Here is a 12,234-nt window from a genome sequence, read left to right on the forward strand (position 1 = left end):
CCGCGCGGCCCGCACCGGGTGCGGCCGGGGGCCCGGGGGTGTCCCCGGGAAGGCACAGCGGCGAACACCGTACCGCCACCGCCCGGGGTTCAGCGGAGCAGGACCACTTCGATGTCGGTGCCGGGCTCGGCGGAGGTGACGTCCTCGGGCAGCACGATCAGCGCGTCGGCCTTGGCGAGCGCGCCGATCAGATGCGAGCCGGAGCCTCCGACGGGGCTGACGGTGCCCGCCTCCGCGTCGTACGTGCCGCGCAGGAACTGGCGCCGTCCGGACGGTGAGGTCAGCGTCTCGTCCGTGTCCAGCGCGGCCCTGACGGTGGGACGGTGCAGGTCCGCGAGGCCCATCAGGGCGCGGATCGCGGGCCGGACGAACAGTTCGAAGGAGACGTACGCCGAGACGGGGTTGCCCGGGAGGGCCAGCAGGGGCGTGTGGTCGGGGCCGATCGAACCGAAGCCCTGCGGCTTGCCGGGCTGCATGGCGAGCCTGCGGAAGTCGATGCCGCCGCCGGGCTCGTCCGCGTCGCCCACCTGCGACAGCGCCTCCTTGACGACGTCGTACGCGCCGACGCTGACGCCCCCGGTGGTGACGACGATGTCGGCGCGGATCAGCTGGTCCTCGATCGTCGCGCGGAGCGTGTCGGGGTCGTCGGTGACGGCGCCGACGCGGTAGGCGATCGCCCCGGCGTCCCGGGCGGCGGCCGTCAGGGCGAAGCTGTTGGAGTCGTAGATGCGGCCACCGGTCAGCTCCTCGCCGGGCTGCGCCAGTTCGCTGCCGGTCGAGACGACGACGACGCGCGGCCGGGGCCGCACCTTCACCGTCGAACGGCCGATCGCGGCGAGCAGCCCGATCTGCGGCGGACCGATCACCGACCCGGCGCTCAGTGCCAGATCGCCCGGCTTGACGTCGCTGCCGACCGCCCGGACATGGGCGCGGGCCTCGACGGGGCGGTGGACGCGGACCTCGCCGCCCGCACCCTCGGGGGCCTCCCGGTGGGAACGCATGGTGTCGGCGGGTCCGCCGCCCGTGCCGCCGTCGGTCCACTCGACGGGGACCACCGCGTCGGCCCCGGCCGGCAGCGGGGCACCGGTCATGATCCGGGCGGCCTCCCCCGGTCCGACGCTCCGGTCGCCGGGGAGTCCGTCGCTGCCCGCCGCGACATCGCCGATGACGGTGAGCACGGCGGGGAACTCCTCGTCCGCGGCCCCGACATCGGCGACGCGGACCGCGTACCCGTCCATCGAGCTGTTGTCGAAGGGCGGCAGGGCGATCTGCACGAAGACGTCCTCGACGAGGACGCAGCCCTGGGCGTCGTGCAGTTGCAGCTCGATGGGTTCGAGCGGGCGCACCGCGCCGAGAATGTCGTCCAGGTGCTCGTCCACCGACCACATCGTGCTGCTCAAGGTCCTACAACTCCTCGGTGACGTAGCTGCGGAGCCAGGACCTGAAGTCCGGCCCCAGATCCTCACGTTCGCACGCGAGTCTGACAATGGCACGGAGGTAGTCGCTCCGGTCGCCGGTGTCATAGCGGCGCCCCTTGAAGACGACACCGTGCACCGGACCGCCGGCCTTCTCGTCCTCGGCGAGGAGCTGGAGGGCGTCGGTGAGCTGGATCTCGCCGCCGCGGCCCGGCTCGGTCCTGCGCAGTATCCCGAAGACGGCGGGGTCCAGGACGTAACGGCCGATGATGGCGAGGTTGCTGGGCGCCTCCCCCGGCTCGGGCTTCTCGACAAGGCCGGTGACCCGCACCACGTCGCCGTCGGCGCCGGGCTCGACGGCCGCGCAGCCGTACATGTGGATCTGCTCCGGCGCGACCTCCATGAGTGCGACGACGCTGCCGCCCTCGCGCTCCTGGACCTCGACCATGCGGGACAGCAGCGGGTCGCGCGGGTCGATCAGGTCGTCGCCGAGGAGGACCGCGAACGGCTGGTCGCCGACGTGCGGCGCCGCGCACAGCACTGCGTGGCCGAGGCCGCGCGGATCGCCCTGCCGCACGTAGTGCATGGTGGCCAGGTCGCTCGACTCCTGGACCTTCCGCAGCCGGTCGGCGTCCCCCTTGCGGGTGAGGGCGGACTCCAGCTCGTAGTTGCGGTCGAAGTGGTCCTCAAGGGGGCGCTTGTTCCGGCCGGTGATCATCAGGACGTCGGAGAGACCGGCGGCCACCGCTTCCTCGACGACGTACTGGATCGCGGGCTTGTCGACGACAGGCAGCATTTCCTTGGGAGTGGCCTTGGTGGCCGGCAGGAATCGTGTGCCGAGCCCTGCGGCCGGGATGACGGCCTTGCTGATCCTGCGGTGCGACATAGTCATGCGCAGAACGATAACCGGCACCCCCAGGCAGAAGATGAGGATTCGGTTAACTTTGTACACCTATATGCATGTACGAGAGAACCAAGGTACCCGTTGAATACCGAGATGTCGCCAAAGGCGCTGCTCCGACGTGAACTCCTGGCCGCGCGGCGCCTTCTGACCGGGAAAGACGCGGAGAACGCCGCGCTGGTTCTGTCCCGGAACGCATTGGGTCTTCCGGAACTGTCCGGGGCCCGCACCGTCGCCGCCTATGTCTCGGTGGGGAGCGAACCGGGCACCCGCGCACTGCTGGACGCGCTGCGCGCGCGGGGCGTACGGGTGCTGCTGCCGGTGCTCCTCCCGGACAACGACCTGGACTGGGGTCCGTACGAGGGCGCCGACCGGCTGGTCCGGGCCGGGCGCGGGCTGCTGGAGCCGGGCGGGGAGCGGCTGGGCCCCGATGCCGTCCTGGAGGCCGACGCCGTCCTGCTGCCGGGGCTCGCGGTGGACGCGTACGGGATGCGGCTCGGCCGCGGCGGCGGCAGCTACGACCGGGTCCTGGCCCGGCTCGCGGCGGCGGGGGCGCATCCGGCGCTGATCGTCCTGCTCTACGACGACGAGGTGGTCGCGCGGGTTCCGGTGGAACCGCACGACCACCCCGTGGACGTGGTGGTGACTCCGGCCGCGATCCGCCGTACGGGCCGCGGGGCGGACCGTACGGGGAGCGGCGCGGGTCCGGCGGCCGGACGCCCTGGTACCGGGCGGCCGACGGCCGGGGGGACGGACCCTACGGTTACCGACCCTACGGTTTGAGGGTCAGGATGTCGGTCGTCGACTCCGCGACGGCGTTGGTGCCGAAGGACCAGTCGAGCAGTTCGCCGTTGGCCCACTTGTCGGTCTGATCGGTGTAGTGCGCCGCGAAGGCGTGCCCGGAGGCGCCGGTCAGGTTGATCCAGCGGGACTTGTCCCAGTCGCCGACGTTCACCACCATCCGCATCGACGGCACCCACACGACGTCGTAGCCGCCCGCCGCGTTCCAGCCGGTGGCGTTGACCGCGGCCTCGCCGCCGCCGAGGTTCCACGGGCCGCGGTTGAGGAGCTGCTTGAGGACGCCGGGGCCCTCCTTGCCGAGGGTCTGGTTCTCCAGGTTCAACTGGTGCAGCCGGCCCCAGCTCCAGGTGCTCATGTCCTTGCCCAGCTTGGCGGTCAGCTCCCAGCGGGCGTCCTTCATGGCGCGGGCGAACAGCTCGTCGCGGGTCTCGGTGGCCTCGTCACGGCCGCTCTTCGGCGTCTTCCACCAGTCGTTGTTCTCGTCCTTCAGGAGGTTGGTCACCACCTGGTACCAGCGGTCGCCGCCGTCCGGCTGCGCGGCGTCGGGGGCGCGCTGCCCGCACTCGCGCACCAGCTTGTGCCGCTCGTCGATCGGTCCGGAGCTGTCGGCCCGGCGCACGTTGAGGCACTCGCCCTCGACCCGCAGTTCCTTGGGCAGCTTGTTGCCGAAGGCCAGCTTGAGGATGTTGCGCCAGACCGCGTTGAAGTACGCCGCGGCGGCCGAGTCGGATTCCTGGGTGTAGCGCCAGCCCTCCAGGAGCTTCTGCGCCTCGCGGACGTTCTTGTCCCCGATGTCGATCTTCGTCAGCTCGGGCACCAGCAGCGTGGCGATGGCGCTGGTGTTGTCCATCTGCATCTTCTGCATGTCTTCGGTCGAGATCTTTCCGCCGCCCTTGATCTTCGACTCGATGAGGTCGTTGATCCGCTGGCTGCGGGTGCCGTAGCCCCAGTCCTTGGTGAGCAGGTGGGGGTACTTCTTCTCGTCGACGACGGCCTGGTTGGCGGTGACGATGTAGCCGCGCTTCGGGTCCAGCTCGTAGGGCAGCTCGTCGAACGGGACGGCTTCCTCCTTCCAGCCGTACTTCGAGGACCAGCCGGGGCTGGGCATCGTGCCGTCGCCGCTCTTGCGGACCGGGATCCTGCCGGGGGCCTGGTAGCCGATGTGCCCCTTGGTGTCGGCGTAGATGAGGTTCTGGGACGGCACCTCGAAGTGCTCGGCGGCCTTGCGGAAGGAGGGGAAGTCCTTGGCCCGGTTCAGCTCGAAGACGGCGTCCATGGAGTGGCCGGCGTCGAGCGCGGTCCACCGGAGGGAGACCCCGTAACCGGCGGCCCGGTCCGGGGCCGTGCCCGTGACGGGGGCCTTCTGGCCGACCTTCTCCATCTCGCTGCTGCGGTCGGAGACCAGCGGGCCGTGCTCGGTCTCGCGGATGGTGATCGTCCGGCTCTTTCCGCCAGCGACCTTGATGGTCTCCGTGCGGACGGTGAACGGCTTGATCTTGCCGTCGTACAGGTAGCCGTCGTCGGAGACCTTCTCCAGGAAGAGGTCGGTGACGTCGGCGCCGAGGTTGGTGAAGCCCCAGGCGATGTCCGCGTTGTGGCCGATGATCACGCCGGGCATGCCGGAGAAGGTGTAACCGGCGGTGTCGTAGCGGCACTTCGCGCTGACCTCGCGGCAGTGCAGCCCCATCTGGTACCAGAGCGAGGGCAGCATCGGCGCCAGGTGCGGGTCGTTGGCCAGCAGCGGCTTGCCGGTGGTCGTGTACTTGCCGGAGACCACCCAGGAGTTGGAGCCGATGCCGTTGCCGTTCGGGCCGAGCAGCGCCGGGATCTCGTCGAGGGTGTCGGAGAGCGAGGCGAGCTGGGTGTTCAGGCCCTCGGTGGCGCCCTGCGGGGTGTCGGAACCGAGACCGGACGACGAGGGGGTCGCGTCGGGGTCGTACTTCCCGGTGACCGGGGAGATCGCGCCCTCGCTGACGATCGGCTTGTGGTCGTCGTACGGGTAGGCCGGGTACAGGTCCGCGATCTGCTTCTTGTCGAGCCTGCTGGCCATCAGCGAACGGTCGATCTCGTCCTGCATGTTGCCGCGCAGGTCCCAGGCCATCGCCTTGAGCCAGGCCACCGAGTCGACCGGGGTCCACTCGCCCGGCTTGTAGTCGTTGGTGAGGCCGAGGGCGGCGTACTCGACGGAGATGTCCTTGCCGTCGCGCCCCTTGAGGTAGGCGTTCACACCGTCCGCGTACGCCTGGAGGTTCTTCTTGGTCTCCGGCGACAGGACCGTGTCGTACTCCTCCTGGGCCACCTTGCGCCAGCCCAGCGTGCGCAGGAAGGCGTCGGTGTCGACCTGGCCGGAGCCGAACATCTCGGAGAGGCGGCCCGCCGTCATGTGACGGCGGACGTCCATCTCCCAGAAGCGGTCCTGCGCGTGGACGAAGCCCTGGGCGCGGAACAGGTCGGCGTCGGAGTCCGCGTACAGCTGCGGGACTCCGTAGGCGTCGCGCTTGACCTCGACGTCGCCGTCGAGGCCGTCGAGCTTGATCGTCCCGGTGGTCTGCGGGTACGAGGCCCGCACGGTCGAGACGGACCAGAACGCGCCGTACCCGATACCCGCGACAAGCGCCAGCACCAGAACGATCACGATCAGGCGGGCACGGCGCCCCTTCTTCCTACCGGTCTTCCCACCGGCGGAACCGGTGGTACCGGAAGGGGCGGTTGTGTTGGCGGGCATCGCTGTCCTTCGAGGGGCAGGTGGTCCTGGGAGTGCAGGAGCAACCATAGGCGCCCCGCCGGGGCCGTTCCGACGCGGTACGGAAATGGTTCGAATTCCACGGCGGTCGCATGAATGAACGAACGCGTCAAGAAAGCGTTAAAGATTAGGTAAGGTAACGAAGTACCGACCGTCAACGACCGATGCCGAGGTGCGGTCCGGTCGAGCCGGCAACAGCCGCTCGAACCGGTCGATCCGGCAGGCGCACGCAGGGAAGGAACGGCCACTGACTGTCCACACGCTCAACGAACTCCTGCTCGTCTGCTCCCTCGTTCTGCTCGTCGCGGTGGCCGCGGTGCGCATCTCGTCCCGCAGCGGGCTCCCCAGCCTGCTCCTGTACCTGGGCATCGGAATCGCCATGGGGCAGGACGGCTTCTTCGATGTGAAGTTCAACAACGCGGAACTGACCCAGGTGATCGGTTATGCCGCACTTGTCGTGATCCTCGCCGAGGGCGGCCTGGGCACGAAGTGGAAAGAGGTGAGACCCGCGCTGCCCGCCGCCGCGATGCTCTCGACCGTCGGCGTCGGGGTGAGCGTGGGCGTCACCGCCTCCGCCGCGCACTATCTGGTCGGCCTGGACTGGCGGCAGTCGCTGATCATCGGCGCGGTCGTCTCGTCGACGGACGCCGCCGCGGTCTTCTCGGTCCTGCGCAAGGTGCCGCTGCCCGCCCGGGTCACCGGCGTACTGGAGGCCGAGTCCGGCTTCAACGACGCCCCCGTGGTGATCCTGGTGGTGGCCTTCTCCACCGCGGGGCCCGTGGAGAGCTGGTACGTCCTCGTCGGCGAGATAGCCCTGGAGCTCGCGATCGGCGCGGCGATGGGACTCGTCGTCGGCTGGCTCGGCGCGTTCGGACTGCGTCATGTGGCACTGCCCGCGTCCGGTCTGTACCCGATCGCCGTGATGGCGATCGCGGTGTCCGCGTACGCGGCGGGCGCGCTGGTCCACGGCAGCGGATTCCTCGCCGTGTACCTGGCCGCGATGATCCTCGGCAACGCCAAACTGCCGCACTGGCCCGCGACCCGCGGGTTCGCGGACGGGCTCGGCTGGCTGGCCCAGATCGGCATGTTCGTACTGCTCGGGCTGCTGGTCACACCGCACGACCTGTACGACGACTTCTGGCCCGCGGTGATCGTGGGTCTGGTGCTGACGATGGTGGCGCGCCCGCTGGAGGTCTTCCTCTCGCTGGTGCCGTTCCGGCTGCCCTGGCAGGAAAAGGTGTTCATGTCCTGGGCGGGCCTGCGCGGCGCCGTGCCCATCATCCTGGCGACCATCCCGATGGTGTCGGGCGTCGAGGGCTCCACCCGGATCTTCAACATCGTCTTCGTGCTCGTCATCGTCTACACCCTCATCCAGGGACCGACACTGCCCTGGATGGCGAAGGTCCTGAAGATCGCCGACGACCCGGCCGAGGCCGCCGACCTGGGCATCGAGTCGGCGCCGCTGGAACGGCTGCGCGGCCATCTGCTGTCGGTGGCCATCCCCGCGAAGTCGAGGATGCACGGCGTGGAGGTCGGGGAACTGAGGCTGCCCGCGGGGGCGGCGGTGACCCTGGTCGTACGGGACGGGAAGAGCTTCGTACCGGCGCCCTCCACGGTGCTGCGGCGCGGCGACGAACTGCTCGTGGTCACCACCGACCCGGTGCGCGACGCGGCGGAGCAGCGGCTGCGCGCGGTCGGCGAGGGCGGCAAGCTCGCGAGCTGGCTGGGCGCCACCGGAAGCGGCGGCGAGAACCTGGCACCCGCTCCCCATGTGGCACAGGACATGGCGCACGCGCTGAAGACCGTGAAGAGGCTGGGAAAGACCGGCGGGTCGAAGACGCACCGCTGACGACCTCAGCAGTGACCTCGCCACCGACGGCCCCGACGGCGGCCTCGACGCCGACAACCCCATCACCGGGGACCTCGTCGGGGGCCGTCGAGGACGGTGTCCTCGCACACATCCGGACGAGAGGTGTGCGAGGGCGCCCGTCTGTATCATGAGGAAACGTCTGGTCGGTTCCCGCCACGGGGCCGACCACGCGCTTGACCACCCCGAACGACCAACTCTGCCTGATGCAGAGCTGGCGCGACCGTATGGCGGTCGTGGCGTACTCCGCCTCTTGCTGAGCGCCCGGCATCTACCGCAGTTCCGCGCGAAGAGGACAGCTCTCGGCAGCGCCCGCACGAGTCGGCACCCCCGTACCGGCCCGGACCGACGGGTGCTCGGCCACCAGGCGGCAGAAAGGCATGGACCGTGGCATCCACGGTCACCGACCGCCCCGGATACGGGCAGTTGCTGCGCACCCCGGGCGCGTGGACGTTTCTCCTTCCGGGCTTCGCCGCTCGGCAGCCCTTCGCGATGCTGACGATCGGCATCGTGCTGCTGGTTCAGCACACCACCGGCTCGTACGGCAGCGCGGGCGCCGTCGCCGCCGTGACCGGTGTCTCCATGGCCCTGTTCGCCCCGCAGACCGGCAAACTCGCCGACCGTTTCGGCCAGCGCGCCGTACTGCTGCCCGGCGTCCTGGTGCACGCGGCGTCCGTGTCGGTGCTGACGGCACTGGCGCTGGCGGACGCGCCCCTGTGGGCGCTGTTCGTGGCGGCCGTGCCGACCGGTGCCTCCGTTCCCCAGGTCGGACCGATGGTGCGCGCCCGCTGGGCGGCCCTGCTGGGCGCGGCGCCCGGCCGCGAGGCATCGCCGCTGATGTCCACCGCGGCCGCCTTCGAATCGGTGACGGACGAGTTCACCTTCGTCATCGGTCCGGTGCTCGCCACCGCGCTGTGCACCGGCGTGCACCCGGCGGCCGGTCTGATCACGGAGGCCGGACTGTCACTTGTCGGCGGCCTGCTGTTCGCCGCGCAGCGCCGTACCCAGCCGACGGTGCGCACCGCTTCTTCCGGCGGCTCCGAACGGCACGTGTCCGCGCTGTCCGTACCCGGGGTGCGGGTGCTGGCGGTGGCGTTCCTGGGCATCGGCGCCGTCTTCGGCGGCATGCAGGTCTCCCTGACGGCGTTCGCCGAGGAGATCGGCCGGCCCGGGGCGAACGGCCTGCTGTACGGGATCTTCGCGGCCGGCAACATGCTGGCCGGCGTCGCCTGCGGTGCCATCGCCTGGCGGAGCGGGCCGCGACGGCGTCTGATCGTCGGATACACGGCGCTGGCCCTGACCGCTTCCGGACTGTGGGCGGTGCACTCGGTGTTCCTGCTCGCCGGACTCGGGCTGCTGGTCGGACTCTCCATCGCCCCGGCCCTGATCAGCGGCTACACGCTGATCGACACGCTGGTGCCGGGATCTGCCCGGACCGAGGCGTTCACCTGGCTGACGGGTTCCGTCGCGCTGGGCCAGGCCGCCGCGGTGACGGTCGCCGGACAGCTCGCGGACGCCCACGGCGCGCGTACGGGTTTCCTGGTGCCGCTGGTGGCAACCGTGCTGGCGCTGGTGACCCTGGTGACGCTGCGTTCCCGGCTGACGGCCACCGCTCCGGGACGGACCGTGGCACGTGGTATCGGTCACCGGAAGTCCGTCACGGTGGACTGAGCCGACGGAATACGTCACTATGGAACGTCGTTAGCACTCATTGAGTGAGAGTGCCAGGAGGAGCAAGTGCCGACCTATCAGTACCAGTGCACCGAATGCGGCGAGGGCCTTGAGGCGGTGCAGAAGTTCACCGATGACGCCCTGACCGTGTGCCCGAGCTGCGAAGGACGCCTGAAGAAGGTGTTCTCTGCGGTCGGCATCGTCTTCAAGGGTTCCGGTTTCTACCGGAACGACAGCCGCGGCTCGTCGTCGAGCAGCTCCCCGGCGCCGTCCTCGGCGAAGGGCTCGGGTTCCGGTTCGTCCGATTCCTCGTCCTCGTCGTCGACCGGGTCCGACGCGAAGCCGTCCGCGTCCTCCGCCCCTGCGGCGTCCTCGACGTCCTCTGCGTCCTCGACGTCCTCGTCGAGCGGTTCGTCGGCCGCCTGAGCCGGGCCGCCACGCCCCGACTCGCGAACTTCCCCGGGACCCCGCCCGACTCGTCGGCGGGGTCCCGGGCGTTTCCCCACGCCATTACTGTGATCGCATGGTGAACGCAGAGATCGGTGTCATCGGCGGCTCGGGCCTGTACTCCTTCCTGGAGGACGTGACGGAGGTGCGCGTGGACACCCCGTACGGACAACCGAGCGATTCCCTCTTCCTCGGCGAGGTCGGCGGCCGACGGGTCGCGTTCCTGCCCCGCCACGGACGCGGCCACCATCTGCCGCCGCACCGCATCAACTACCGGGCCAACCTGTGGGCGCTGCGCTCCGTCGGAGTGCGCCAGGTGCTCGGTCCGTGCGCGGTGGGCGGTCTGCGTCCGGAGTACGGGCCGGGCACCCTGCTCGTGCCCGATCAACTGGTGGACCGCACCAAGAACCGCACACAGACGTACTACGACGGGCAGACCCGGGCCGACGGCGCGGAGCCGAACGTCATCCATCTGGGCTTCGCCGATCCGTACTGCCCCGAGGGACGCAGGGCAGCGCTGACGGCGGCGCGCGCGAAGAACTGGGAGCCGGTGGACGGCGGGACACTGGTGGTCGTCGAGGGACCGCGTTTCTCGACCCGGGCGGAGTCACGCTGGCATGCGGCGATGGGCTGGTCGGTGGTCGGGATGACCGGGCACCCGGAAGCGGTCCTCGCCCGTGAACTCGGCCTCTGCTACACCACGATGACGCTGGTGACGGACCTGGACGCGGGGGCCGAGGCCGGGGAGGGCGTCTCGCACGGCGAGGTGCTGCAGGTGTTCGCGGCCAATGTGGACCGGCTGCGCGGGGTGCTCTTCGACGTGGTGGCCGCGTTGCCCGCGGAGGCCGAGCGCGACTGTCCGTGCTCGCGCGCCCTGGACGGTCTCGAAACGGGGATCGAGCTTCCCTGATGCCGAGGTGAATCGGGCCGGGCCGGTAGCTCGGTCGGGGAGCCCGGGTCGGGGAGCCCGGGACGGGAAGCCCGGGACGGGCTCACCTGCTGGGCGCACCGAGTCGGTGACTGGTGGGACGTGAGTGGACGGGTGAGGCACGAGCGGGGGACCGAGTTGTCCACAACGCCGGGCCCGTCCACAGGCCCCCACGGGAAACGCGCGAACCGTGAATCGTGAGAGGCGTTCGTCCGAACTCCTCGTCTCGTCACAGGTGGTGCCGATCATGCTCTCCTCGTCCCAGCCGCTCTCCTCGCCACAGTCGCTCTCCGCGCCCCGGCCGCTCGCTCCGCCACAGCCGTCTCCGCTCCTGCCTGATTCCGCTCCGCCGCCCCTTCCTGATTCCGCTCCGCTGCCTCGCCGGGTGCCCGCGTTCGAACCACTGAGGGTGTACGGAGGCTCCGCGCAGCGACTGCGGCGGGCTGTGTGGCGCCGACGCCGCGCGACGGCCGCCGGGCTGGCTCTGGTAGCTGCCGCGCTCGCGGCGACGGGCCTGGACGGGGGCGGTACGGACAGCGGTGCCGTCCATGGTGCGAAGGTGGGTGCGGGGAGCGTGGCCGAGGCCCCGCCTGAGCGGGCCCGGCGGCCGATCCCCTTGGCATCCGCGCCGATCCGGATCGCCGACGCGGGGACGGTGCGGCTGTTACGGCCGGGAGATCTCGTCGATGTCATCGCCGCGGAGAGAGCCGGAGCGCGAGCCCGTGTCCTGGCGAAGGGGGTGCGGGTCGCACGTGTGCCGCGCCCTCAGGACGAAGGCATGGCGGAGGAGGGCGCATTGATCGTGCTGTCCGTTCCTCGGAGCACTGCCGCGTCGCTGGCCGGTGCCGGCATGTCGACCCGGCTGGCGGTGGTCCTGTGTTGATTCATCTGTACGAACCACCCCCCAGCCGGCGAAAAGGCGGTCGGGAGCGTGTTCGGCAAGCGAATCATCAACCCCTTGGCCGGGGCGTTCGGCACCAAGGACCTGGCGAGCCACGGCTTCCGCCTCAAGGGCCCGTGTATCACGTTCCCGAAGGCGGGCGGGGTGGCCGAGGGCATCCGAGTCCTGCGGCGAAACAGCGGCAGCGCCCAGTGGCGGGACACGGCCAAGGACGACCGGAGGCAGGAGCACCGGAGGCAGCGGAGACAGGACCACTGGAGGTGAGGACACCGGAAGCTGCGGAGACAGGACCACTGGAGGTGGGAGCGCCGGTCCGCTGCGGAGCGGGAGGCTCAGATGTGGTGGGGCGGCTTCTCGTCCAGGAAACGCGCCAGATCAGCGGCGCTGCCCCCGGCCGGGGCCCGCTCGCCCCACCCTCGGTCCGTATCGTCCGCGGACTGCTGGTCCAGTGGATCGTCGAAGATCAGAGTCGGTCTCGGTTTCGGCCGGTCCGGCTGCGACGGCTTCGAATCACGCGGGCCGGGGGCGGGGGCGGTGCTCATGCATCCAGGGTACGGCGG

Annotated in this window: 10 protein-coding genes and 1 pseudogene; 7 read left to right on the top strand and 4 right to left on the bottom strand. The window is 70.5% G+C overall.

The genetic code is table 11. The features are described from left to right. Positions 1–89: 89 nt before the first annotated feature. Together glp and galU are read right to left on the bottom strand one after the other, a co-directional pair. The gene (gene glp, locus ACF1CT_RS30865) at positions 90–1,400 is read right to left on the bottom strand and encodes a gephyrin-like molybdotransferase Glp (protein WP_391787284.1); all 1,311 of its coding nucleotides are present in this window, start codon (positions 1,398–1,400) and stop codon (positions 90–92) included. A gap of 4 nt (positions 1,401–1,404) precedes the next feature. Next, positions 1,405–2,307 (bottom strand): UTP--glucose-1-phosphate uridylyltransferase GalU, encoded by a 903-nt coding sequence (galU, locus tag ACF1CT_RS30870; RefSeq protein ID WP_391787285.1) that lies wholly within the window; start codon positions 2,305–2,307, stop codon positions 1,405–1,407. A gap of 105 nt (positions 2,308–2,412) precedes the next feature. Here galU and ACF1CT_RS30875 point away from each other — a divergent pair. Then, a pseudogene (locus ACF1CT_RS30875) lies at positions 2,413–2,982 on the top strand (5-formyltetrahydrofolate cyclo-ligase); the annotation flags it as partial. Between the two features lie 106 nt (positions 2,983–3,088). Here ACF1CT_RS30875 and ACF1CT_RS30880 read toward each other — a convergent pair. Next, entirely contained in the window at positions 3,089–5,842 is a 2,754-nt protein-coding gene (locus tag ACF1CT_RS30880; protein WP_391787286.1) for a penicillin acylase family protein, read from the bottom strand. 325 nt (positions 5,843–6,167) lie between these two features. Here ACF1CT_RS30880 and ACF1CT_RS30885 point away from each other — a divergent pair, with 325 nt between their 5' ends. The 6 genes from ACF1CT_RS30885 (at position 6,168) to ACF1CT_RS30910 (ending at position 11,938) form a co-directional block, all read left to right on the top strand. After that, complete coding sequence (locus tag ACF1CT_RS30885) at positions 6,168–7,709, top strand: potassium/proton antiporter (RefSeq protein WP_391787367.1); 1,542 nt, start codon at positions 6,168–6,170, stop codon at positions 7,707–7,709. A 405-nt stretch (positions 7,710–8,114) separates the two neighbouring features. Beyond that, positions 8,115–9,398 (top strand): MFS transporter, encoded by a 1,284-nt coding sequence (locus ACF1CT_RS30890; RefSeq protein ID WP_391787287.1) that lies wholly within the window; start codon positions 8,115–8,117, stop codon positions 9,396–9,398. A 66-nt stretch (positions 9,399–9,464) separates the two neighbouring features. Further along, positions 9,465–9,824 (top strand): FmdB family zinc ribbon protein, encoded by a 360-nt coding sequence (locus tag ACF1CT_RS30895; RefSeq protein ID WP_391787288.1) that lies wholly within the window; start codon positions 9,465–9,467, stop codon positions 9,822–9,824. Between the two features lie 97 nt (positions 9,825–9,921). Further along, entirely contained in the window at positions 9,922–10,755 is an 834-nt protein-coding gene (locus tag ACF1CT_RS30900) for an S-methyl-5'-thioadenosine phosphorylase (RefSeq protein WP_391787289.1), read from the top strand. A gap of 592 nt (positions 10,756–11,347) precedes the next feature. Beyond that, complete coding sequence (locus tag ACF1CT_RS30905; protein WP_391787290.1) at positions 11,348–11,656, top strand: hypothetical protein; 309 nt, start codon at positions 11,348–11,350, stop codon at positions 11,654–11,656. A 48-nt stretch (positions 11,657–11,704) separates the two neighbouring features. Next, positions 11,705–11,938: a hypothetical protein gene (locus ACF1CT_RS30910; protein ID WP_391787291.1), complete on the top strand. Its 234-nt coding sequence runs from the start codon at positions 11,705–11,707 to the stop codon at positions 11,936–11,938. 68 nt (positions 11,939–12,006) lie between these two features. Here ACF1CT_RS30910 and ACF1CT_RS30915 read toward each other — a convergent pair whose 3' ends face one another. Next, positions 12,007–12,216 carry a hypothetical protein gene (locus ACF1CT_RS30915; protein WP_391787292.1) on the bottom strand — a complete coding sequence of 70 codons (210 nt, stop codon included), beginning with the start codon at positions 12,214–12,216 and terminating at the stop codon, positions 12,007–12,009. Positions 12,217–12,234: the final 18 nt, after the last annotated feature.

It is taken from the genome of Streptomyces sp. NPDC014734, assembly GCF_043083325.1.
Classification (GTDB): Bacteria; Actinomycetota; Actinomycetes; order Streptomycetales; family Streptomycetaceae; genus Streptomyces.

Coding starts and splice junctions, on each gene's coding strand:
- ACF1CT_RS30880 (WP_391787286.1), bottom strand. CDS start 5,842: ATGCCCGCCAACACAACCGCCCCTTCCGGTACCACCGGTTCCGCCGGT.
- ACF1CT_RS30900 (WP_391787289.1), top strand. CDS start 9,922: ATGGTGAACGCAGAGATCGGTGTCATCGGCGGCTCGGGCCTGTACTCC.
- galU (WP_391787285.1), bottom strand. CDS start 2,307: ATGACTATGTCGCACCGCAGGATCAGCAAGGCCGTCATCCCGGCCGCA.
- ACF1CT_RS30915 (WP_391787292.1), bottom strand. CDS start 12,216: ATGAGCACCGCCCCCGCCCCCGGCCCGCGTGATTCGAAGCCGTCGCAG.